The organism is Arthrobacter sp. JUb119 (assembly GCF_024807995.1).
GTDB lineage: Bacteria > Actinomycetota > Actinomycetes > Actinomycetales > Micrococcaceae > Glutamicibacter.
Map to the genome: position 1 here is coordinate 514,964 of NZ_JANUFE010000001.1, position 23,239 is coordinate 538,202.

A 23,239-nucleotide genomic window follows, 5' to 3' on the forward strand; every position below is an offset into this window, starting at 1 on the left:
ACTTTTCAAGGAGTAATCATGTTCACCGGAATTGTCACCGGCCAGGGAGTCATAGAAGGCATCGAGACCTTCAGCGGCAAGGATCTGGCAGTACTGACCCTGCGTGCCCCGGGCCACACCGAAAACCTGGGCCTTGGCGGTTCTCTTGCCGTCAACGGGGTCTGCCTGACCGCCACCGAGCTGGAAGGCGACACGCTCAGCGTCGACGTCATGGGCGAAACCCTGCGCCGCACCACCATCGGCGCCTTGAAAACCGGCGACCAGGTCAACCTCGAACGCTGCACCCCCGCCGGAGGCCGGCTCGATGGGCATGTGGTGCAGGGCCACGTAGACACCGTCGGCGAGGTGCTGGCCCGCGAAGACCACGGCCAGTGGACCACCTTCCGCATTGGAATCGACGCTGCTTACGCGCCGCTGACCGCGGAAAAGGGTTCCATTGCGCTGGACGGCATCTCGCTGACCATTACCGCAGTCTCCCCGGCAACGAATTCCGGTGGGCACTGGGTCGAGGTCGGCATCATTCCGATCACCCTCGCCGAGACCACCATGGGCACCCGCCAAGTGGGCGAGAAGATCAATATCGAGGTCGACGTGCTCGCCAAGTACGTGGCACGCCTGAATGAATTCGGTGGCCAGCAGTAATGGGCACCTCGACTTTGGATTCCATCCCTACCGCGCTGGCAGCCCTGGCCGCCGGCCGAGCCGTAGTGGTCGTCGACGACGAGGACCGGGAAAACGAGGGCGACATCATCTTCGCCGCCCAGCACGCTACGGCCGAGCTGATGGCCTTCACCATCCGCTACACCTCAGGGGTGATTTGCGTGCCCTTGGGCGCCAAGCGGGCCGACGCGCTGCGCCTGGCCCCGATGGTCGGCATCAACCAGGATGCCAAGGGCACTGCCTTCACCGTCACCTGCGACGCCGCCGAAGGGATCACCACCGGTATTTCCGCTGCCGATCGTGCGCTGACCAGCCGACTGCTGGCCGACCCGGCCACCGAACCGGCCCAGCTCTCCCGCCCGGGCCATATCTTCCCGCTGCGAGCTGCGGCCGGGGGAGTGCTGGAACGTCGCGGGCACACCGAAGCGGCGGTCGACCTGTGCCAGGCCGCCGGCTTGGAACCGGTTGGGGTGATCGGCGAAATCACCAAGGACGACGGTGAAATGATGCGCCTGGATGACCTGCGCGTCTTCGCAGCTGAACACAACTTGCCGCTGATCTCCATCGACGACCTGGCCCGCTGGCGCCGAGTCAACGACGAGATCGAGCTGACCGATCCGATCAAGCTGCCCACCGCCTTCGGGGACTTCACCGCCCGCGCTGCTACCGCAGAAGGCCACGAGCACGTCGTGCTCAGCCACGCCGGCCCCGACGGCGCTAAGCCCGGCAACCTGGTGCGCATCCATTCGGAGTGCCTCACCGGGGACATTTTCGGTTCCTACCGGTGCGACTGCGGCGAACAGCTGCATGCTTCGATGGAAACCATCGCCCGCGAAGGCGGTCACGTCATCTACATCCGCGGGCACGAAGGCCGCGGCATCGGCCTGGCCAACAAGCTGCGCGCCTACGCCCTGCAGGAAGGCGGCATGGATACCCTGGACGCCAACCTGCATCTGGGCTTCCCTGCCGACGCACGCGAGTACTTCGCCGTCGCTGCCATCCTCAAGGCCATGGGCATGGACGAAATCCGATTGCTGAGCAACAACCCGGACAAGCAGGAACAGCTGAATGACGCGGGAATCAAGGTAGCAGAGCTGATCGGCCTGCAGATTGCACCGCGTGAGCAGAACTCGGCCTACCTGCGCACCAAGCAGACGCGCTTCGGCCACCACCTGGATCTGCCCGATGCCGACGATGACCAGCAGGCCGACGCCTACCACGGCGCCTGAACCCCACGAATCCAGAAGAATAGAAGGAGCATCAAGATGAGCAAGCATGGCGCACCTGCCGATGTCAGCGAACAGCTGAAGGCCCTGGCCGTTCAGGAGAAGTTCTCACAGCTCAAGGTGGCCATCGTGGCCGCGAGCTGGCACGAGGTGATCATGAACGGACTGATTGACGGCGCCGAGCGCGCCGCCAAGGATGCCGGTCTGGAATCGAGCACCACCCTGGTCCGTGTACCGGGCACCTTCGAATTGCCGGTCGCTGCCTCCACCCTTGCCGGCGACTACGACGCGGTCATCGCGCTCGGCGTGGTCATCCGTGGCGGTACCCCGCACTTTGACTACGTCTGCTTGGCCGCGACCAATGGCTTAACCAATGTGAGCGTGGACACCAAAACACCAATCGGTTTTGGCGTGCTCACCTGCGATAACGAAGAGCAGGCCCTTGACCGCGCTGGCTTGGAAAACTCCAGCGAGGACAAAGGCTATGAAGCCTACTCGGCTGCCGTCATGACGGTAGCCGCACTGCCATAGCATTCGGGTGGCCCTGTCACAAAGGGCCACCAGAATGCAGCCCCTGCAGAGAAAACAGCTAGGATAAGTTCCGTGAAAACTTTTGACGAGCTCTTCAGCGAACTATCGCTCAAGGCACAATCCCGCCCGGAAGGCTCACGTACCGTCACCGAACTCGACTCTGGTGTCCATGGCATCGGCAAGAAGATCGTCGAGGAAGCCGCCGAAGTTTGGATGGCTGCGGAGTACGAAACCGATGAGGCCGCGGCGGAGGAGATCTCCCAGCTGCTGTACCACCTTCAGGTCCTCATGATCGCCAAGGGAATGACCTTGGCCGACGTTTACAAGCATCTATAGCCGTCGCGCGATTGCGGCCTGATCCACTGCCGATCAGGGCGCAGTCAACGCACGGCGGCAGAAACAACGGCCAACGAATTAATCCTTGGCGCTTGTTTATGGCTAATCGCCGCAGCGCCATTCATGACGAAATGAGTCAATAATGCTCCGCGTAGCCCTACCCAATAAGGGTGCCCTATCCGAAATCGCTTCCACCATGTTCAAGGAAGCCGGCTACCTCCAGCGCCGCGATTCCCGCGAACTGGTCCTGGTCGATGAGGAAAACCAAGTTGAATTCTTCTACCTGCGTCCGCGCGACATCGCAGTCTATGTCGGCCGGGGAATCCTGGACGTAGGCATCACCGGTCGCGATCTGTACCTTGACGCAGATGTCGACGACGCTGTCGAAGAGCAGCTCTCGCTAGGCATCGGGAAATCGGCTTTCCGCTTCGCTGCCCCGGTTGGCGCCTTCAACGATGCACAGCAGCTCAATGGCAAGCGCATTGCCACCAGCTATGACGTGCTGCTGCGCCACTACCTCGAAAAGTCCGGCATCCAGGCTTCGATCGTGCGCCTTGACGGTGCCATCGAATCCTCGGTCCGGCTGGGCGTGGCCGATGCCATCGCTGACGTTGTAGAAACCGGCAATACCATCAAGGCCGCTGGCATGGAGATCTTCGGCGATCCGCTGCTGAACTCCGAAGCAGTCATGATCGGCCGTGTCGGCCACAAGCCATCCGGCTTGGACGTACTGATCCGCCGCCTGAACGGTGTGCTCGTTGCCCGCCAGTACGTCATGCTCGACTACGACGTCCGCCGCGAGCTTGCCGACCAGGCTTGCGAGCTGACCCCTGGCCTGGAATCGCCAACCGTGTCGGACCTTGCAAACTCCGATTGGGTGGCCGTGCGCGCCATGGTCAAGAAGTCGCAGACCAATAACATCATGGACGAGCTGTACGAAGTTGGCGCCCGCGCCATCTTGGTCAGCCAGATCCACGCCTGCCGCATCTAAGTAGACAAGGAAAATTCGCTGATGAGCGTTGCAATTCGTGTTATTCCTTGCCTCGACGTTGACGCCGGACGTGTTGTGAAGGGCGTGAACTTTGCGGGGCTTCGCGATGCTGGCGATCCCGTTGAGCTTGCCCGTCGCTACAATGATGCAGGTGCCGACGAGTTGACCTTCTTGGATGTCACCGCATCCAGCGCGGATCGTGAAACTACTTATGAGGTCGTTCGCCATACCGCAGAAGAAGTTTTCATCCCGCTGACCGTAGGCGGAGGCGTCCGCGCTGCCGAAGACGTCGATCGCCTGCTGCGCAACGGCGCCGACAAGGCCTCGATCAATACCGCGGCGGTGAACCGTCCTGAGGTCATCAACGAGATTACCCAGCGCTTCGGCTCCCAGGTACTCGTGCTGTCGCTCGACGCCCGACGCACAGATGATCCGACGATTGCATCGGGCTACGAGGTTACTACTCATGGTGGTCGGACCGGCACGGGCATGTGCGCCGTAGCTTGGGCCAAGGAAGCGGCTGAACGAGGCGTGGGGGAGATCCTGCTGAACTCGATCGATGCTGATGGCACCAAGGATGGTTTCGATCTGGAAATGATCCGTGCAGTTCGCGCCGAGGTCTCGGTCCCGCTGATCGCATCGGGTGGTGCAGGAAAGCCTGAGGACTTCCCTCCAGCAATCGAAGCAGGCGCCGACGCTGTTTTGGCCGCCTCGATTTTCCACTTCGGTCCGAAGGACATGATCGCCAAGGTCAAACAGGCCATCCGCGAAGCTGGCTACCCAGTTCGCTAGGCACGTAAGCCGAAGGCCCAGCACCAAATGGAGCTGGGCCTTAGCTGTACCCGGCTAATCGTTGGCAATCAGTTCCTTCTCGGTCCGCCAGACGTCAATTTCAATAGGAACGCTGGCGACGGCAGCCTGGCCGGGTATAGCTTGCCACGCGCCACCATCGACGCTGAATTCTCCGCGGTAGAGAGTGGTCACCCCGACCTTGAAAGTTCCCGTCTCTCCATACGAGTGACTCGTGGGGGTTTTATCTCTCAGCGTATGGTGCGGCATCGGTTCGCCAGGGAAACTTAGATTTCGAGTCGTCCCATCCCCATAGTTCCAGTTCCACTGAATCGGTATCGCATTGATTCGTACCGAACTTTGTCCTATCTCCAATTCGAAAGATTGAACTTCCCTAGTTGCCCAAAGATGACTATGACCATTTCGCAACGAAAATTTCGCCGGGGAACTGCTGATGTTCGAAGCGATGATTGGAAATGATCGGAATTGTTCGAGCGAGACGCTGACTGATTCCTTTTTAATTCTTTCTATTCTTTCGTCCTTGGGGTCTTCTGGGCAAACGCGGAAGGAATCCAGGATGCCGCCTTTATCATTCCCTTCCAAGACCAAGATTTGGCGGATTATCGGATAAGATCCATCGTCGCAAACCTTTAGGTCTGGATTCGATCGGCATCCCATGAAGGAATCATTTGTAGGGCTGCATGAATCAAAGTCACGGAAATCATATTTCGGTTTCTCTTGCTTTTCCGTTATTGGCGGATCCTCTCTGTGGTAGCCTCCGTCTCTATCCTTCTTGGGGCAGAATGACCACTTTACATTTACATCTTTTTGACCGAGAGATTCTTTCTTTTTGCAAGGTACGAGATTCGATTGTTGCTCCGTTAGCGAAACGGAACTGAGTGGAGAAAAGAGCAGGAGTGAGGCCATTGCTAGGCGAAGATAAAGCATGAGAATTACTCTTCTGCGACGAGTAAATCTTCAACTGTCCATTTGGTGTCAAAGGACAATTGAAAAGTTGATAAAGAAGACTTTACTTCTGAATATTCCGCAACTACAGAATCAGGCACTACGTAAGTATCGAACGGTTCTGCGGAGAATCTAGCGGTGACGATGGCCCTTCCTGGTGCAGAAATGTAAGAGTCGATTACTGATGCCTTATATTCGCCTCCGACTTGCCATTCACCGACTGATGCACTCTCGTCAGCAGAGTCGATAATCGCTTCGGCGCATAACTTGCAACTGCGAGAAGTCACGTTCTTGATCGGCCCAGTCTTCGTTGTTTCGGCAGTGTAATTGATGAGATCGAAGTAATATCTGGTGAACTCGGCTGCGCCTTCCTTCGATTTCACTTTGGCTGCCTCTGGCATTTTCGGAACAGGGACGTTTTGCGCTGGACCTTTTGCCGTGGCTGGTTCATATTTTTCCGTATTGCTCGGCGACGGCGGAGCCGACGTTGAACCTGGCGCCGAAGAAGACTTAGAGGCTTCAGTCGGTGATGCAGTTGGCCCTTCAGCGTTCCCGGCGTTGCAGCCTGATAGTGCGAGTGCAACAGCTGCAACGGACGCGACAACTGCAATTTTCCGAGTGTCCATTCGAACTCTCCATGATCATTGGGAATGCCAGGTTGTGCGCCATCCTATGCCCGTGTTTCAAGAAAGTGGAGAGTTTTCGAGGAATCTGTGGAAAACTCAGGGCAGCTAAATCCCGAATCCCAATTACCTGTAACCACGTTTGATGACGGTCTGGAGTGAAACGATGCGGCTGGCGACGTTTGATTTCAGGACTCATGGATTCGTCTAGCCTGAAATCAGGCACGTTCAATTAGCTGAGCGGTGCTTTACTCGGGGGACTCTCAAGCGCGATGGCAGAAACTTTCCATCCGTTGTCGGTGTATTCAAGTCCCATGGTGATTTCACCCAGATTTTGTTCTTCGACAATGATGTTTTCCTGATCGGGACGAAGGCGCGAACGTTCAGACAAGGTCAGCTCGCCCATCAGATAAGCAGAATTACCGTCAAACCGGACGATATAGTCCGTGTGCAGGAAGTAGTAGCCGCCGGTTTGCATGTATTCCGGACCTGTTCGGAGGTCTTCTTGCTCGCGGAAGGTCTTCCAGCACTGTTCCGCTTTGCATGTTCCGGTAACTATCGGGGTGAAATCGGCGGAGTCTTGGTAGATGATTTCATAATTGAGCAAGTCGAAGAAGTACGTTGCGGCGTCCTGGACTCCGTAATCCGATTTTTCATACGTGATATCTGCCGACTCCGGAAGCTCCAGTTCGCTTGATGGAGGTGCCTGCGTGGTACTTGAAGCAGTCGGCAATGAAGCCGAGGACGCCGGATCGGCGGGAGCGACTGAAACGAAGAGTGCTGATACCAGGGCAACCAAGACGAACGCGGGCACGATGGCGATAGCGACACTGGGGTAATGCTCAAGGACTCTGCGCGTGTTCATGGCCAAGCTCCAGACCTGTTGGATATCGATTGCTCGAAATCCTAGGCCGGTGCGACGCGAACTTGGACGGCACACCCACGAATGTGGATAACCAAGGGAGCTTTATAGCCCTGGCTTGAAGCCCTTGACGATTTCCAATGCGGTTTCCCCGCCTTCGAACAAGACCAGGCTCTGGTCGATGCGGCCGAACGAGTACATCATCAGCTCGGTGACCGGGCCGGTAATCGAAACAGCGTTCGGAGCCTTCTTGGCGACATGACGCTGGCCATCGGGACGCGTCAGGATGATGCCAATTGGCGCATGGCGGAACAGCAGGCGAGACATGCGGGTCAGCGACTGCCAGAGCAGTTCGGTGTACTCGGTGTCCAGGACCCGCGGAGCCCACTGGCCGCGGGCACGCCGCACATCTTCGGTGTGGATGAAGAACTCGGAGAGGTTCGCCGACTGGTTGACCTTGTCGATGGCGAAGGGCGAGAAAGCGGGCGGACCCGATCGGAAGCTGCGGACCAACCCGGCATAGCCTTCGGGAGTCTGCGCCGCGATCACCATTTGGTTCTGCTTCGCCTCGAGCTTCTTGGACAGCGGTTTGAAGAACATGCCGGCAGAAAGCAGTGAGCTTTCGCGCAACACAAGGTGAGCGGCGAGATGGCGGGTCTGCCAACCGTCGCAAAGGGTGTCGGCGGTAGGTCCTGCCGCAAGCAGGGTCTCGGCCAACGCAAGTCTGGAAGCCTGAACTAAGTGCATCACTTCTGAAACTAGCACGCTCCAAGTGACAAATTGTGCAAGGTGAAAGTGGTGTCGCCAAGACGGCGTGGCGCGTCGACGAGCGGTACGTCACAGGTCTCTGGATTCCGCGGAAAACCAGTATGCTAATGGTGATGTCTACTTCTAACGACGGCTCGAATCCGAGCCCTGAATCCCATAGCCTCGACCCGGCTATTGCCAGGCGTCTCAAGCGAGATGCCAATGGCCTGTTTGCTGCCATCGCGCAGCAGTACGACTCCGGGAAAGTGCTGATGCTCGGCTGGATGGACGATGAAGCGTTGCACCGCACGTTGACCACTGGTCGGGTCACCTTCTACTCCCGTTCCCGCCAGGAGTACTGGCGCAAGGGCGACACCTCCGGCCACTTCCAGTTCGTGAAGTCCGTTGCCCTGGATTGCGATGGGGACGCGCTGCTGGTGCAGGTCGACCAGGTAGGCGCCGCCTGCCACACCGGCACCGAATCCTGCTTCACCGATCGTGAATTGCCGGCCGTCGTGGGCCACCGCCCCGAGTAGGACTTTCGAAGCATCGGCACACGCGGTTGGCTAGCGCCGGGAATGCCGCGCCCAGCTGCGCATCGCAGCACGCGCTCGAAGAATACGTAGAAGAAGAACACAGATGAAAACCCTTGGCAAGATTTCCCCGTCCCGCGAGTCCTTCCGCGCCATGGCCGCGAACCGTCGTGTCATCCCCGTGACTATCACCGTGCTGGCTGACTCGCTCACGCCCATCGGCCTCTACCGCACCCTGGCGCAGGGCCGCCCGGGCACTTTCCTGATGGAATCGGCTGCCCCGGGCGGTGTCTGGAGCCGCTATTCCTTCATTGGAGTGAACTCCCCGGCAACGCTGAGCACCCGTGGTTCAGAAGCCTACTGGCAGGGCCATGCGCCAGCTGGCCTGCCTGCCGGCGGTGCGGGCGTGGAGGTCTTGCGCGACACCGTGCGCGCGCTGAAGACCGAACCCGTTCCCGGCATGCCTCCCTTGACCGGCGGCATGGTCGGCTTCATCGGCTGGGAATGCGTGCGCCACTGGGAGAAGCTGCCCAACCCGCCGGCCGATGATCTGAACCTGCCTGAGCTGAGCATGAACCTGGTAGCGGACATGGCTGCCCATGATGCGGCCGAAGGCACCGTCACGCTGATCGCCAACGCGATCAATTTCGATGGCAGCGACGAGAACGTCGACGGCGCCTACGACGGTGCCGTCACCCGCCTGCAGGCGATGCTCGACCAGCTCGCGGTGCCGGTGGATTCGGCCGCGGCGGTGCTCACCGGTACCGATGTGCCGCGCGAAACCCTGATGGAAGCTGTCACCCACTCCTGGGATGAGAACGAGTACCTCAAGGCGCTGGCCAAGTCCAAGACCGCGATCGTGGACGGAGAGGTCTTCCAGATCGTCGTCTCGCGCCGCTTCGAGCTGGAAACGCAGGCCGACGCGCTGGATGTCTACCGCGTGCTGCGCGCGACTAACCCGAGCCCGTACATGTACCTGTTCAACTTCGTCAACGAGCACGGCGAACGGTTCGAGATCGTCGGATCCTCGCCCGAAGCGCTGGTCACCGTCAACGATTCGCACGTGGTCACCCACCCGATCGCCGGTTCCCGCCCGCGCGGGGCGAACTACGAGGACGACCAGTTGCACGAGAAGTCGCTGCTCAACGACGAGAAGGAGCGCGCCGAGCACCTGATGCTGGTTGACCTTTCGCGCAACGACCTCTCGCGGGTCTGCAAGGCCGGCACCGTGGAAGTCACCCAGTTCATGGAGGTCGAGCGCTTCAGCCACATCATGCACCTGGTCTCCAATGTGGTGGGCAAGACCCGCGACGACGTGGACGCCTACGACGTGCTGGCCGCGACCTTCCCGGCCGGCACGCTCTCCGGCGCACCGAAGCCCCGCGCCCTGCAGCTGCTGGACGAGTACGAACCGTACCGCCGCGGCATCTACGGCGGCGTGGTCGGCTACCTGGACTTCGCCGGCGACATGGACATGGCCATCGCCATCCGCTCCGCCCTGCTCAAGGGGGAACGCGCCTATGTGCAAGCCGGCGGCGGCATCGTCAACGACTCGAAGTTCGCCGACGAAGCCCTGGAAACCGTGAACAAGGCAGCCGCTCCGCTGCGCGCCGTCTGGGCTGCGCAGTCGATGCGTGCGGCCCACAACATCAACACCGAATCAGGTGAAACGAAGTGAAGAAATTGACCAGCGCCCGCACCCTCGCCCTCTTCGGCATGGCCGGCGCACTGATCGGCCTCTGGTCGGCCACCCGCACATGGATCACCGTCGATGTGGCCTCCAGTTCCGTGCAGATCCCGCAGATCGCCATCGACGGCGCCACCGCGGCCGCCTCGGTCACCGCGGTCTCCGTGGTGGTGCTGGCCGGTTCGCTGGCGCTGCTGATCGCCGGGAAGATCGCCCGCTACATCATTGCGGCGATCTGCCTGCTCGCTGGTGCCACCGTGGTTGCCGCCGGCCTCGGGGCGCTGCGCGATCCGCAGGCCGTCGCCTCCACTACCGTGGCCGAAGCTACCGGATTGGCCCAGAACGTCGGCGAGTACACGCTCAGCGCGTGGCCAGCGGTGGCGGTGTTCGCCGGAGTGCTGATGGCGCTGCAGGCCGTGCTGGTGTTCGTCTTCGCCGGCCGCTGGCCCGCCAAGGCCAGCAAGTACGATCGGCAGGCGGCAAGGTCCAGCGCGGAGCCCAAGGACCAGTCCTCGCGCAACATCGCCAGCTGGGAGCAGCTCTCGGACGGCGAAGACCCGACTGCTGGCCGGAAATAACCCGGGCGGATCGTGATTCGCACCACCGGCGCGAAACGAAGGCTTCCGGAATAGGAGGTTCTCGCGCGCAGGTGGCAGAATGGAACCTGAAGACCAACGTCCCGGGCAGCAACGCCCTGCCGGGACGCAGCATCACAACATGAGGAGACATCGAACATGTCGCAGAACACCGAGCTCGATCCGGTATACACCGAAGAGATTGGCCACGGTAACTCCATCGCAGCGTGGGCCTGCGTACTGACCATGATTGCCGGTTCAATCGTGGCCGGCATCGCCTTCGCCTACTTCGCCTGGTCCATCGTCTGGGTCGGTTGCGGCATCATGGTGGTTGGCCTGCTCCTGGGCTGGATCCTGAAGGCAGCCGGTTTCGGCGTGGGCGGCGCTCGCAGCGGAGCATCGCACTAAATTGACTGTTCTTGATGAGATCATCGCGGGCGTCCGGGAAGACCTGGGCGCCCGTCGCGCAATCACCAGCCTGGAAGCGATCAAGCAGGCCGCGGCAGCGGCAGCTCCTGCGCGCGATGCTTTCGCCGCGCTCGGTGGCCATGCCGACCAGGCCGCCCGCGACACCACGCTGCGTGTCATCTCCGAGGTCAAGCGCAAGTCCCCGTCCAAGGGTGCGCTGGCAGATATCCCGGAGCCTGCCGTACTGGCCGCTGAATACGAGGCCGGTGGCGCCTCGGTGATTTCCGTGCTCACCGAAGCCCGCCGTTTCGGCGGTTCGCTCCAGGATCTCGACGCGGTACGCGCTGCCGTGCAGATTCCGGTGCTGCGCAAGGATTTCACGGTCGACGAGTACCAGATCTACGAAGCCCGCGCCCACGGCGCTGACCTCGTGTTGCTCATTGTTGCGGCGCTGAATGATGAATTGCTGGCATCTTTCCTAGAATTGACTCACCAGCTGGGAATGAACGCCCTGGTGGAGACCCACACCGAGGAGGAAATCGCCCGCGCCAGCAAGGCCGGAGCGAAGATCATCGGTGTGAACGTGCGCAACCTGAAGACGCTGGACGTCGATCCAGCCACCTTCGGCAAGCTCGCTCCGCTGCTGCCGGCCCAGGCGGTGATCGTCGCCGAGTCCGGTGTGGAATCCACCGAACAGGTCGTCCAATACGGTGCGGCCGGCGCCGACGCGGTCTTGGTCGGCGAAGCGCTGGTGAAGCATGCCGATCCGCGCGCTTCGGTCGCCGCGTTCATCAAGGCCGGTACCGGCGCCAAGCCGCAGCGCTAGCCGCGCACGGCGGCGAAGGACCCAGAACTGCTTTTCGTGCCCCGCAGGAGTTTCCGGCGGGGCACGAGACTTACCACGAATCAAGCTCCGTACGAGGAAAGAGGGAATCGATGAGCACTCCGGAAAACTCCGAGCACCGCCAGTCGATCGATGCACAGTCGCTAAGGCACGCAAGCGGCCCGTACTTTGGTGCCTACGGCGGGCGATGGATGCCCGAGTCCCTCATGGCCGCCATGGACGAGCTGAACGAGACCTTCGAAGCGGCCAAGAACGACCCCGAGTTCATCGCCCAGGTCAAGGACCTGAACAAGAACTACTCGGGGCGCCCCTCCCTGCTCACCGAAGCCAAGCGCTTTTCCGTGCAGTACTGCGGCGGGGTGCGGATCTTCCTCAAGCGCGAGGACTTGAACCACACCGGCAGCCACAAGATCAACAACGTGCTCGGCCAGGCGCTGCTGGCCAAGCGCATGGGCAAGACCCGCATCATCGCCGAGACCGGTGCCGGCCAGCACGGCGTCGCCTCGGCCACCGCCGCGGCCCTGATGGGCCTGGAATGCGTGGTCTACATGGGCGCGGAAGACACCCGCCGGCAGGCGCTGAATGTCGCGCGCATGCGCCTGCTCGGCGCCACCGTCATCCCGGTCACCGTCGGCTCCCAGACGCTGAAGGACGCGATCAACGAGGCGCTGCGCGACTGGGTGGCCAACGTGGATAACACCCACTACCTGCTGGGCACCGCCGCCGGCGGCGCCCCGTTCCCGGCCATGGTCCGCTACTTCCACGAGGTCATCGGCGACGAGGCCCGCGAGCAGATCCTGGCCCAGGCCGGCCGCCTGCCCGACGCGGTCACCGCCTGCATCGGCGGCGGATCGAACGCGATCGGCATCTTCCACGGCTTCCTCGACGATCCCGAGGTGGAGATCTACGGCTACGAGGCCGGCGGCGACGGCGTGGACACCGACCGCCACGCCGCGACCATCACCCTGGGCCGCCCGGGCGTGCTGCATGGCGCGAAGTCCTACCTGATGCAGGACGAGGACGGGCAGACCGTCGAATCGCACTCCATCTCCGCGGGCCTGGACTACCCGGGCGTCGGCCCGGAGCACGCCTACCTGGCCGACATCGGCCGCGTGAAGTACGAGCCGGTGACCGACACCGAGGCGATGGACGCGTTCAAGGCGCTGTGCCGCACCGAGGGCATCCTGCCGGCGATCGAGTCCGCGCACGCCCTGGCCGGCACCATCCGCCTGGCGGCGCGCAAGATCGCCGAAGGCGCGGTCCCCGAAGAGACCATCATCATCGCGAACCTCTCGGGCCGCGGGGACAAGGACGTGGGCACCGCTGCCGCCTGGTTCAACATGATCGACGAAAAAGACGCCGAGGCCGAAATCAACGCGGCCACTGCGCAGAACTCCGGCTCGCAGAAATCCGAGGAGAAGTAGATGACCCGCGTGACCAGCGCCCAGAAGATCGCCGCAGCCCGCGCCGAGGGCCGCCCGGCCCTCATCGGCTACCTGCCTGCCGGCTTCCCCGACGTCGCCACCAGCATCGAGGCCGCCGTGGCGCTGGCCGAGAACGGCGTGGATGTCATCGAGATCGGCATCCCGTACTCCGACCCGGTGATGGACGGTTCGGTGATCCAGGAAGCGACCGTGCAGGCGCTGGCCAACGGCTTCAAGGTCCCGCAGATCTTCGACATCGTGCGCGGAATCACCGAACGCACCGACGTGGCCGTGATGGTCATGACCTACTGGAACCCGGTGCTGCGCCTGGGCGTGGACGAGTTCTCCCGGCGCTTCGCCGAAGCCGGCGGCGCCGGCCTGATCACCCCGGATCTGGTGCCCGACGAGGCCGCCGAATGGATCCAGGCCAGCGAGAAGCACGGCCTGGAGCGCGTGTTCCTCATTGCCCCTTCGTCCACCGAAGCGAGGGTGCAGCGCACCGTGGATGCGTCCTCCGGCTTCGTCTACTGCGTGTCGCTGATGGGCGTCACCGGCGCCCGTACCGAGGTATCCTCCGCCGCGCAGGCAGTTGTCGCCGCCGCCCACAACGCCGGCGCCGAGAATGCCTGCGTGGGCCTGGGCGTCTCGCGCCGCGAGCACGTGGAAGAAATCGGCGCCTACGCCGACGGCGTGATCGTCGGCACCGCGCTGGTCGCCGCCCTGCGTGACGGGGGAGTGCCGGCCGTGGGCGCCCTGGCCGCCGAACTGAGCGGACGGGCCTGATGGCTTTTGCCGCGCAGCTGGCGCTTGCCTTGCCCGCCTCCATCCCTTCGCCGCCGCCGGAATTCGCCAGGATCTCGATCGGCCCGCTGACCATCCACGCCTACGCGCTGTGCATCCTGGCGGGCATCCTGATCGCGCTGTGGCTGACCAACAAGCGCCTCGGCGCCCGCGGCGGCAACTCCGACATGCTCTGGGACATCGCCATCTGGACGATCCCCTTCGGCATCATCGGCGGACGCCTCTACCATGTGCTGATCACCGACCCGATGTACTACTTCGGGCTCGGCGGGCAAACCGCCCACCTGGCCGAGATCCCGCAGATCTGGCTTGGCGGGCTGGGCATCATGGGCGCGGTGTCGCTCGGTGCACTCGGAGCGTGGATCGGTTGCCGGAAAGCCGGCATCCGGCTCTCGGCCTTCGTCGACGCGGCCGTGCCCGGCCTGCTGCTGGCGCAGGCGGCCGGGCGCTGGGGCAACTGGTTCAACCAGGAGCTGTTCGGCGCGCCGACCGACTTGCCGTGGGGCCTGGAGATCGATGCGGACAGCTACAACTTTCCGGCCGGGCTGCCCGCGGACACGCTCTTCCACCCGACCTTCCTGTACGAGTCGCTGTGGAATGTGCTGGGCGCCTTCGTGCTGATCGCGCTGGACCGGAAGTTCAAGCTGCGCCGCGGCGCACTGTTCTGCTGCTACATGATCTGGTACGGCATCGGCCGCACCTTCACCGAATCGCTGCGCCTGGACCCGGCCGAAATCATCGCCATCGGGCCGCTGGCCCTGCGCGTGCACCAGTGGCTGGCGATCGGCATCGCCATCGCCGGCATCCTCGCGCTGATCGTGGTCCTGGGCAAGCTGCGCAAGCAGCAGGTCGATCCGTTCTACCTGCCAGGCAGGGCCCCGGCGCAGCCGGTCGAAGCAGATCGCGCCAAGCCCGCCGCGCACTCACCGGCGGAGTCCAGCTCCGATCCGGGCAGCGACGCCACAGAGCGGCAGCAATAATTCCATAGCCCCATTCCGGTGGCCGGCAAGCATCCACGCTTGCCGGCCACCGGTGGTTTAAGCCGCGCCAGCAGCTGCCCGGATCCGCTTTCATGACGCGCTCTGGCCCCAATATGGCGAAATGTCCGGAAAATCTGGGCAGTTTTCCGTCCCTCGGGCGCAACATGCCCGAAACATTGGGCGGCTATCAAAACCGGCTGGCAAAACCGGTTTTCGCGATCCCCGCCCGCAAAAAACTGCTTTTTCCGCGCCGGTAGCGGCAGAAGTTTTTAACATTCCTGAAACACAAGCACGCGCATGCGAGAAACAAAACCTGCGTAACGTGTGATCCACGCGCCACGCTGGTCGATCGACCCCTGGAAAGGCCAGCTGGTGCAGCACCACAACGAGGTGGGAAATGTTCGTCCCCGAAACCTCGATGCGCCAGCAGACCCCGCTTAGCACTGTCGAAAAGTTTCAGCTAGATGAAACATCCAGGCGGCCGGAAGCCCTTGCCAAGAATAAGCCCTTTACCGGGGGCTGCCGCGCGCCTATCCTGCATGAACCACAGAAAGGCACGCTCATGAGCATGACCGGAGTCCAGATGAACGCCTCGCCAGGTTTTGGCGAGGAGGTCCCCTCGCCCTACACCCGTTTTTCCGCGCTGCCTGGCGCGCAGGGTCTGTATGACCCAGCGGCCGAAAAGGATGCCTGCGGCCTGGCGATGATCGCGTCCCTGAAGAACGATGCCAGCCACGAGATCGTCGCCCACGCGCTGACCGCCCTGCGCCGGCTTGAGCACCGCGGCGCCATCGGGGCCGATGAAGGCACCGGCGACGGCGCCGGCATCCTGCTGCATCTGCCCGACGCCTTCCTGCGCAGCGTCACCGCATTCGATCTTCCCGCCGCCGGCTCCTACGCCGTGGGCATGGGCTTCCTCCCGGCCGACGCCGGCGAACGTGCCTTCGCCCAGGAAGAACTGGAAACCATGGCCGCCGAGGAGAACCTGGCGGTGCTCGGCTGGCGCGAGGTACCGGTTGATTCCGACGTGCTCGGCGCCTCGGCCCGCAAGGTGATGCCGTACATCACCCAGATCTTCATCGGCGCCCACGCCGGCGCCCCGGCCGCCACCCGCCGCGAGCTGGACGCCGCCGCCTGGCGCATCCGCCGCCGCGCGCACAACAAGATGGGCGTGTACTTCGCCTCGTTCTCCTCGCAGTCCATCGTCTACAAGGGCATGGTCTCCACCGCGCAGCTCGAGCCGTTCTACCCGGACCTGTCCGACGCCCGCTTCACCAGCCGCTGCGCGATCGTGCACTCGCGCTTCTCCACCAACACCTTCCCGTCGTGGCCGCTGGCCCAGCCTTTCCGCACCATCGCGCACAACGGCGAGATCAACACCGTCAAGGGCAACCGCAACTGGATGCGCGCCCGCCAGTCGACCCTGGAATCCGAGCTGCTCGGCGAGGTGCCCGAGGAACTGTTCCCGATCTGCACCGCCGGCGCCTCGGACTCGGCCTCCTTCGACGAGGTCGCCGAAATGCTCATGCTCTCGGGCCGCAACGTGACCGAGACCATCATGATGATGATCCCGCAGCCGTGGGAAAACGACGATCAGATGGACGCGGACCTGCGCGCCTTCTACCGGTACCAGTCCATGCTCATCGAGCCGTGGGATGGCCCCGCCGCCGTCTGCTTCACCGATGGCGCGATGGCCGGCGCGGTGCTGGACCGCAATGGCCTGCGCCCAGCCCGCTGGTGGGTCACCGACGACGGCCTGGTGGTCCTGGCCAGCGAAGTCGGCGTGATCGACGTCGACGAAGAGCACATCGTGAAGAAGGGCCGTGTCGCCCCGGGCAAGATGTTCGCCGTGGACCTGGACGCCCAGCGTATTGTCGAGGACGCCGAGATCAAGGCCGAAGTGGCCGCCGCCAAGCCATGGCGCGAATGGGTTTCGCAGAACCTGAAGACGCTGGCCGACTTCCCGGACCTGGAGCACGTGCGCCACAACTCCGCCTCCGTGGCCCTGCGCCAGCTGACCTTCGGCTACACCACCGAGGAGCTGCGCGTGCTGCTCGCTCCCATGGCCGCCACCGGTGCCGAACCGCTGGCCGCCATGGGCACCGACACCCCGATTGCCGCCCTGGCTGACCGGGCGCGCCTGCTGTTCGACTACTTCACCCAGTCCTTCGCCCAGGTCACCAACCCGCCGCTGGATGCAATCCGCGAAGAGCTGGTCACCTCGATGGGCACCGCGATCGGCCCCGACGGCAACCTGCTGTCCCTGGACCGTGTCCCGCAAACCCAGATCGCGCTGGACTACCCGGTGCTGACCAACGACCAGCTGGCCAAGATCGTGCACCTGCGCGACGAATCCGGGTCCAAGTACTCGCTGAAGGTGCGCGGCCTGTACCGCCCGGCCGGCGGCGAATCCGAGCTGCGCGCCCGCCTGCAGGAAATCTGCGAGAAGGTTTCCGCCGCGGTGAACCGCGGGGTGCGCTACATCGTGCTCTCGGACCGCGATTCCTCCGCGGCCTGGGCGCCGATCCCGTCGCTGCTGCTGACCTCCGCGGTGCACCACCACCTGCTCAAGAGCTCCAACCGCACCCGCGTTTCGCTGATCATCGAGTCCGGCGACGCCCGCGAAGTGCACCACATCGCCCTGCTCATCGGCTACGGCGCCAGCGCCATCAACCCCTACCTCGCTCTGGAATCGGTCGAGCAGATGGCCGAGAACGGCGAGCTGCCCGGAGTTGACGGGCACCAGGCCAGCAGCAACCTGATCAAGGCGCTGGGCAAGGGAGTGCTGAAGATCATGTCCAAGATGGGCATCTCCACGGTCTCCAGCTACTGCGGCGCGCAGACCTTCGAGGCCGTGGGCCTGTCCCAGCGCGTGGTCGACCAGTACTTCACCGGCACCGCCACCAAGCTCTCGGGCATCGAGCTGGATGTGGTGGCCGCCGAGGCCGCCGCCCGCCATGCCCGCGCCTACCCGGAGATCGACGGCGGCGCCCAGCCGCTGGAACTGGAAACCGGGGGAGAGTACCAGTGGCGCCGCGAAGGCCCGCCGCACCTGTTCAACCCGGAAACCGTCTTCCGCCTGCAGCACTCCACCCGCACCCGCCGCTACGACGTGTTCAAGGAGTACACCAAGGCCGTCGACGACCAGGCCGCACAGCTCAAGACCCTGCGCGGGCTGCTGAAGTTCAAGACCGAGGGGATCACCCCGATCGCCATCGACGAGGTGGAGCCGGTCAGCTCCATCGTGAAGCGCTTCGCCACCGGCGCGATGAGCTACGGCTCGATTTCGGCCGAGGCCCACGAAACCCTGGCCATCGCGATGAACCAGCTGGGCGCGAAGTCCAACACCGGCGAAGGCGGCGAGGATCCGGAGCGGCTGCTCGATCCGGTGCGCCGCAGCGCGGTCAAGCAGATCGCCTCGGGCCGCTTCGGGGTGACCAGCTTGTACCTGGCCAACGCCGATGACATCCAGATCAAGATGGCCCAGGGCGCCAAGCCCGGCGAAGGCGGCCAGCTGATGAGCGCCAAGCTCTACCCCTGGATCGCCAAGACTCGCCACTCCACCCCGGGTGTCGGGCTGATCTCCCCGCCGCCGCACCACGACATCTACTCGATCGAGGACCTGGCCCAGCTGATCCACGACGCGAAGTGCGCCAACCCTTCCGCCCGCGTGCACGTGAAGCTGGTCTCCGAGTCCGGCATCGGCACCGTCGCGGCCGGCGTGGCCAAGGCCAAGGCCGACGTCGTGCTGATTTCCGGGCACGATGGCGGCACCGGCGCCTCGCCGATGAATTCGCTGAAGCATGCCGGCACCCCGTGGGAAATCGGCTTGGCCGAAGCGCAGCAGACGCTGATCCTCAACGGGTTGCGCGACCGCGTCACCGTGCAGGTCGACGGCCAGCTGAAAACCGGGCGCGACGTGCTGATCGGCGCCCTGCTGGGTGCCGAGGAATTCGGCTTCGCCACCGCGCCGCTGGTGGTCTCGGGCTGCATCATGATGCGCGTGTGCCACCTGGACACCTGCCCGGTGGGTGTGGCCACGCAGAATCCTGCGCTGCGCGAACGCTTCACCGGCAAGGCCGAGTTCGTGGTGAACTTCTTCGAGTTCATCGCCCAGGAGGTGCGAGAGCTGCTCGCCTCGCTGGGGGCGCGCACCCTGGACGAGGTGATCGGCAAGGTCGAACTGCTCCAGGCCGATCCCGCCCAGTTCGCCGCGCACGACAAGGTCTCCGGGCTGGCGCTGGATGCGATCACCCACGTGCCGGATACCGAGCTGGCGGCGCGCCGCCGCCGCATCGGCCAGGACCACGGGCTGGACACGCACCTGGACCAGCAGCTGCTCGCCGCGGCCGGACCGGCGCTGGCTGACCGCCTGCCGGTCAGCATCGACGCGGCGATCGTGAATACCGACCGCTCCACCGGCACGCTGCTGGGCCACCATGTGACCAAGACCTTCGGGCTGCAGACCCTGGAGCGGGACACCATCAAGGTGAACCTCTCGGGCCGCGCCGGCCAGTCGCTGGGCGCCTTCCTTCCCGAGGGCATTACGCTCAAGCTCTCGGGCGACGCGAATGACTACGTCGGCAAGGGATTGTCCGGCGGCCGGATCGCGATCCACCCGCCGCACACCACCCTGTCCAAGCCCGAGGAGCAGGTCATCGCCGGCAACGTGGTCGGCTACGGCGCCACCAGCGGCGAACTGTTCATCAACGGCATGGTCGGCGAACGCTTCGCGGTGCGCAACTCCGGGGCCACAATTGTCACCGAAGGCATCGGCGAGCACGGCTGCGAGTACATGACCGGGGGACAGGTGCTGATCCTGGGGGCCACCGGCCGCAACTTCGGCGCCGGGTTCTCTGGCGGCGTGGCCTGGGTGCTGGACTTCGATGCAGCCAAGCTGAACCCGCTGGCTGCCGGGCAGTCGGACCTGCTGGTAGCGCCGATTACCGATGCCGAAGCCGAACGCATCCACGAGCTGCTCACCGAGCACATCGCATTGACCGCATCCCCGCTGGCCTCCCGCCTGCTGCTGGACTGGGAACGAACCCGCAGCCGGCTGACCAGCATCACCCCGCGCGACTTCGCCGCCGTGCAGCAGCTGCGCAGCGACGCAGTAGCCAACGGGCAGAACCCGGATTCGCCGCAGGTATGGAACAAGATTTTGGAGGTGACCCGTGGCTGATCCACGTGGATTCCTGAAGGTGACCGAACGTGTCACCCAGCCCAAGCGCCCGGTGCCGGTGCGCCTGATGGACTACAAGGAGGTCGTCGAGCGCCAGAAGTCCGGCATCCTGGAGGAGCAGGCCGGCCGTTGCATGGACTGCGGCGTCCCGTTCTGCCATTCGGGATGCCCGCTGGGCAACCTGATCCCGGAGTTCAACGACCTGGCCTACAGGGGCCGGATGGATGATGCGGCCGCCCGGCTGCTGAGCACCAACAATTTCCCGGAGCTCACCGGCAAGCTGTGCCCGGCCCCGTGCGAGTCCTCCTGCGTGCTGGGCATCAACCAGCCCGCGGTGACCATCAAGCAGGTCGAAGCCGAACTGGCTGGCCACCTGATGGACGCCGGCGACTTCGTGCCGCAGCCGCCTGCCCGCCACACCGAGCACCGCGTGGCGATCGTCGGTTCGGGGCCGGCCGGATTGGCCGCCGCCCAGCAGCTGACCCGTGCCGGGCACACCGTGGCCGTCTACGAGCGCGACGAAGCCATCGGCGGCCTGCTGCGCTTCGGCATCCCGGACTTCAAGCTGGAGAAGCAGGTCATCGACCTGCGCCTGGCCCAGATGGAAGCCGAAGGAACGATCTTCCGCACCGGCATCGAGATCGGCAAGGACATCTCCTGGAAGCAGCTGCGCCGCGACTACGACGCGGTCATCGTGGCCACCGGTGCCACGGTGCCGCGCGAGCTGCCGGTGCCGGGCAACAAGCTCGAGGGCGTGCACCATGCCATGGAGTTCCTCACCGAGAGCAACCGCGTGGTCGCCGGCCAGCTCGATGCCCCGCGCATCGATGCGGCGGGCAAGCACGTGATCGTGCTGGGCGGCGGAGACACCGGCTCGGACTGCATCGGCACCGCCCTGCGCCAGGGAGCGGCGAGCGTCACGACGCTGGCCATCGGCCAGCAGCCGGGCACCGAGCGCCGCGAAGACCAGCCGTGGCCGATGATGCCGGTGCTTTTCGAGGTGCAGACCTCCCATGAGGAAGGCGGCGAGCGAACCTACCTGGCTTCGACCGTGAACTTCATCTCCGGCGAGGGAACTGAGCAAAACAAGGTGATCGGTGTTACAGTTGCAGAGACAGAATTTGTTGCTGGCAAGCGCCTCCCGAAGCCTGGAACCGAACGCGTAATCAAAGCGGATCTGGTTCTGCTTGCCCTCGGGTTCACCGGTCCGGAAGTTTCCGGATTGGACGAACAGGTCAGTATCGAATTCGACAACCGGGGCAACGTCGCCCGAGATGGCTACTACATGACGAACACCGAATCGGTATTCGTCGCCGGAGACGCCGGTCGGGGACAGTCGCTGATCGTGTGGGCTATCGCCGAAGGACGCGCTTGCGCGGCCGCGGTCGACAAGTTCCTCATGGGTTCGACTACCCTTCCTGCACCGGTTGCTCCAACCGATAGGGCCATCAGCATCATTTGAGTGACATAGGCTTGAATGCGGCGCACCCGGATGCCGGGTGGGCCGCATTTTGCCTATGTGAACATGAAAGGCATTTGGCTGACGGAATGAGACGCGCAAAGATTGTGGCAACCTGGGGCCCGGCCCTGGCAAGTTATGAAAATACTGTAGCGGTACTGAAGGCGGGCGTAGACGTAGCCCGCCTGAACATGAGCCATGGAGACCACTCCATGCACGCACAATCCCTGGCGAATGTGCGCAATGCGGCCGCGGAGATCGGCCGCGCGGTTGGCATCTTCGCCGACCTGCAGGGTCCGAAGATCCGCCTTGGCCGCTTCAAGGACAACGCCAAGTACATCCTCGAGGCTGGTGAGGAATTCACCATCACCATTGAGGACATCGAAGGTACCCGCAACCTGTGCTCCACCACCTTCAAGGGCCTTCCCACCGATGTCCAGCCGGGCGATTTCCTGCTGATCAACGATGGCAAGGTCAAGCTCAAGGCGCTGGCAGTTGACCAGACCTCGGTGCGTTCCGAGGTTGTCGTCGGAGGCGAGGTGTCCAATAACAAGGGCATCAACCTGCCAGGCGTCGCGGTGAACGTTCCCGCATTGAGCGAAAAGGACGAGGACGACCTGCGCTGGGCACTGCGTGCCGGCATCGACATGGTCGCACTGTCCTTCGTGCGCAATGCCGAGGACATCGAGCGCGTGCACGAGATCATGGACGAAGAAGGCCGACGCGTGCCGGTGATCGCCAAGATCGAGAAGCCGCAGGCCGTGGCCGCGCTGGAAGAAATCATCAATGCCTTCGACGCCATCATGGTCGCCCGCGGCGACTTGGGCGTGGAGCTGCCGCTGGAAGAAGTTCCGGTCGTGCAGAAGCGTGCCGTGGAGCTGGCACGCCGCTGGGCCAAGCCGGTCATCGTCGCCACCCAGGTGCTCGAATCGATGATCGAATCGCCGACCCCGACCCGCGCCGAGGCTTCGGACTGCGCCAATGCGGTGCTCGACGGCGCCGACGCGGTCATGCTCTCGGGGGAGACCTCCGTGGGCGCGTACCCGGTGGAAACCGTGGAGACCATGTCGCGCATCATCTCCTCGACCGAGCAGCACGGCCTGGATCGCATTCCCCGCTTGGGCTCCCAGCCGAAGACCCGCGGCGGCGCGATCACCCGTGCCGCGGTGGAGATCGCCGATCAGCTCGACGCGAAGTACATCGTCGCCTTCACCCAGTCCGGCGACTCGGCACGGCGCCTCTCGCGCCTGCGCCCGAAGAAGCCGGTCCTGGCTTTCACCCCGCTGCAGCAGACCTACAACATCATGACCCTGATGTGGGGTGTGCAGGCACGCCTGGTGGCCTACGCCGACCACACTGACAAGATGACCGCCCAGGTGGACGAGGCGCTGCTCTCCGAAGGCCTGGCGGAGCTCAACGACATCGTGTGCATCGCCGCCGGCTCCCCTCCGGGACAGGCGGGGTCCACCAACTCGCTGCGCGTGCACAAGGTCGGCGACCTCGCCGATGCCGGCCAGCTGGTCAATGGCAAGCCGATGCCTGCTCGCGAGAAGGTCGGTCCGTGGGCACCGGAAAACGTCTCCACGCCGAAAAACCTGTAGACGCTCTGTCGCGC

The 23,239-nt window shown here is 63.7% G+C and carries 22 protein-coding genes; 18 read left to right on the forward strand and 4 right to left on the reverse strand.

What is annotated here, in order from left to right:
- Window positions 1–18 precede the first annotated feature (18 nt).
- The 6 genes from M2368_RS02480 (at window position 19) to hisF (ending at window position 4,536) form a co-directional block, all read left to right on the forward strand.
- Complete coding sequence (locus M2368_RS02480) at window positions 19–642, forward strand: riboflavin synthase (protein WP_105656719.1); 624 nt, start codon at window positions 19–21, stop codon at window positions 640–642.
- Window positions 642–1,889, forward strand: coding sequence for a 3,4-dihydroxy-2-butanone-4-phosphate synthase (gene ribB, locus M2368_RS02485; RefSeq protein ID WP_105656718.1), 1,248 nt, complete (start codon window positions 642–644; stop codon window positions 1,887–1,889). The genes M2368_RS02480 and ribB overlap by 1 nt, the downstream gene beginning before the upstream one ends.
- Before the next feature lie 36 nt (window positions 1,890–1,925).
- Window positions 1,926–2,417: a 6,7-dimethyl-8-ribityllumazine synthase gene (ribH, locus tag M2368_RS02490; protein WP_332594955.1), complete on the forward strand. Its 492-nt coding sequence runs from the start codon at window positions 1,926–1,928 to the stop codon at window positions 2,415–2,417.
- 72 nt (window positions 2,418–2,489) lie between these two features.
- Complete coding sequence (locus M2368_RS02495; protein WP_038991810.1) at window positions 2,490–2,753, forward strand: phosphoribosyl-ATP diphosphatase; 264 nt, start codon at window positions 2,490–2,492, stop codon at window positions 2,751–2,753.
- Between the two features lie 142 nt (window positions 2,754–2,895).
- Window positions 2,896–3,744 (forward strand): ATP phosphoribosyltransferase, encoded by an 849-nt coding sequence (hisG, locus tag M2368_RS02500; protein ID WP_105656716.1) that lies wholly within the window; start codon window positions 2,896–2,898, stop codon window positions 3,742–3,744.
- A 21-nt stretch (window positions 3,745–3,765) separates the two neighbouring features.
- Window positions 3,766–4,536: an imidazole glycerol phosphate synthase subunit HisF gene (hisF, locus tag M2368_RS02505; RefSeq protein WP_105656715.1), complete on the forward strand. Its 771-nt coding sequence runs from the start codon at window positions 3,766–3,768 to the stop codon at window positions 4,534–4,536.
- Between the two features lie 54 nt (window positions 4,537–4,590).
- Here hisF and M2368_RS02510 read toward each other — a convergent pair whose 3' ends face one another.
- From M2368_RS02510 to M2368_RS02525, 4 genes are all read right to left on the reverse strand, one after another.
- Window positions 4,591–5,481 carry a hypothetical protein gene (locus M2368_RS02510; RefSeq protein WP_498723979.1) on the reverse strand — a complete coding sequence of 297 codons (891 nt, stop codon included), beginning with the start codon at window positions 5,479–5,481 and terminating at the stop codon, window positions 4,591–4,593.
- Window positions 5,482–5,486: 5 nt separating this feature from the next.
- Window positions 5,487–6,125 carry a DUF6318 family protein gene (locus tag M2368_RS02515; protein ID WP_146112905.1) on the reverse strand — a complete coding sequence of 213 codons (639 nt, stop codon included), beginning with the start codon at window positions 6,123–6,125 and terminating at the stop codon, window positions 5,487–5,489.
- Window positions 6,126–6,354: 229 nt separating this feature from the next.
- On the reverse strand, window positions 6,355–6,987 hold the full coding sequence (locus M2368_RS02520; RefSeq protein ID WP_402696022.1) for a hypothetical protein: 633 nt from the start codon (window positions 6,985–6,987) through the stop codon (window positions 6,355–6,357).
- A gap of 102 nt (window positions 6,988–7,089) precedes the next feature.
- On the reverse strand, window positions 7,090–7,731 hold the full coding sequence (locus M2368_RS02525) for a TIGR03085 family metal-binding protein (RefSeq protein WP_286134102.1): 642 nt from the start codon (window positions 7,729–7,731) through the stop codon (window positions 7,090–7,092).
- A 134-nt stretch (window positions 7,732–7,865) separates the two neighbouring features.
- On the opposite strand from M2368_RS02525, the gene hisI reads away from it, so the two are divergent.
- The 12 genes from hisI (at window position 7,866) to pyk (ending at window position 23,225) form a co-directional block, all read left to right on the forward strand.
- Window positions 7,866–8,267, forward strand: coding sequence for a phosphoribosyl-AMP cyclohydrolase (gene hisI / locus M2368_RS02530; protein WP_105656852.1), 402 nt, complete (start codon window positions 7,866–7,868; stop codon window positions 8,265–8,267).
- Window positions 8,268–8,370: 103 nt separating this feature from the next.
- Window positions 8,371–9,942 (forward strand): anthranilate synthase component I, encoded by a 1,572-nt coding sequence (locus M2368_RS02535; protein ID WP_498723980.1) that lies wholly within the window; start codon window positions 8,371–8,373, stop codon window positions 9,940–9,942.
- Window positions 9,939–10,529, forward strand: a complete 591-nt coding sequence (locus M2368_RS02540) for a Trp biosynthesis-associated membrane protein (protein WP_133834236.1) — start codon at window positions 9,939–9,941, stop codon at window positions 10,527–10,529. The genes M2368_RS02535 and M2368_RS02540 overlap by 4 nt, the downstream gene beginning before the upstream one ends.
- Before the next feature lie 156 nt (window positions 10,530–10,685).
- Entirely contained in the window at window positions 10,686–10,934 is a 249-nt protein-coding gene (locus M2368_RS02545; RefSeq protein ID WP_105656709.1) for an HGxxPAAW family protein, read from the forward strand.
- Window position 10,935: 1 nt separating this feature from the next.
- The gene (gene trpC, locus M2368_RS02550; protein ID WP_105656708.1) at window positions 10,936–11,760 is read left to right on the forward strand and encodes an indole-3-glycerol phosphate synthase TrpC; all 825 of its coding nucleotides are present in this window, start codon (window positions 10,936–10,938) and stop codon (window positions 11,758–11,760) included.
- Window positions 11,761–11,870: 110 nt separating this feature from the next.
- Window positions 11,871–13,202, forward strand: a complete 1,332-nt coding sequence (trpB, locus tag M2368_RS02555) for a tryptophan synthase subunit beta (RefSeq protein ID WP_498723981.1) — start codon at window positions 11,871–11,873, stop codon at window positions 13,200–13,202.
- Window positions 13,203–13,985 (forward strand): tryptophan synthase subunit alpha, encoded by a 783-nt coding sequence (gene trpA / locus M2368_RS02560; protein ID WP_105656706.1) that lies wholly within the window; start codon window positions 13,203–13,205, stop codon window positions 13,983–13,985.
- Window positions 13,985–14,983, forward strand: coding sequence for a prolipoprotein diacylglyceryl transferase (lgt, locus tag M2368_RS02565; protein ID WP_286134101.1), 999 nt, complete (start codon window positions 13,985–13,987; stop codon window positions 14,981–14,983). Before trpA ends, lgt begins: the two co-directional genes overlap by 1 nt.
- Window positions 14,984–15,075: 92 nt before the next feature.
- On the forward strand, window positions 15,076–15,240 hold the full coding sequence (locus M2368_RS02570) for a hypothetical protein (RefSeq protein ID WP_181149008.1): 165 nt from the start codon (window positions 15,076–15,078) through the stop codon (window positions 15,238–15,240).
- Window positions 15,241–15,545: 305 nt separating this feature from the next.
- Window positions 15,546–20,165, forward strand: a complete 4,620-nt coding sequence (gene gltB / locus M2368_RS02575) for a glutamate synthase large subunit (protein ID WP_498723982.1) — start codon at window positions 15,546–15,548, stop codon at window positions 20,163–20,165.
- Window positions 20,158–21,627 carry a glutamate synthase subunit beta gene (locus tag M2368_RS02580; protein WP_105656705.1) on the forward strand — a complete coding sequence of 490 codons (1,470 nt, stop codon included), beginning with the start codon at window positions 20,158–20,160 and terminating at the stop codon, window positions 21,625–21,627. The genes gltB and M2368_RS02580 overlap by 8 nt, the downstream gene beginning before the upstream one ends.
- 86 nt (window positions 21,628–21,713) lie before the next feature.
- The gene (gene pyk, locus M2368_RS02585; RefSeq protein ID WP_133834232.1) at window positions 21,714–23,225 is read left to right on the forward strand and encodes a pyruvate kinase; all 1,512 of its coding nucleotides are present in this window, start codon (window positions 21,714–21,716) and stop codon (window positions 23,223–23,225) included.
- Window positions 23,226–23,239 lie beyond the last annotated feature (14 nt).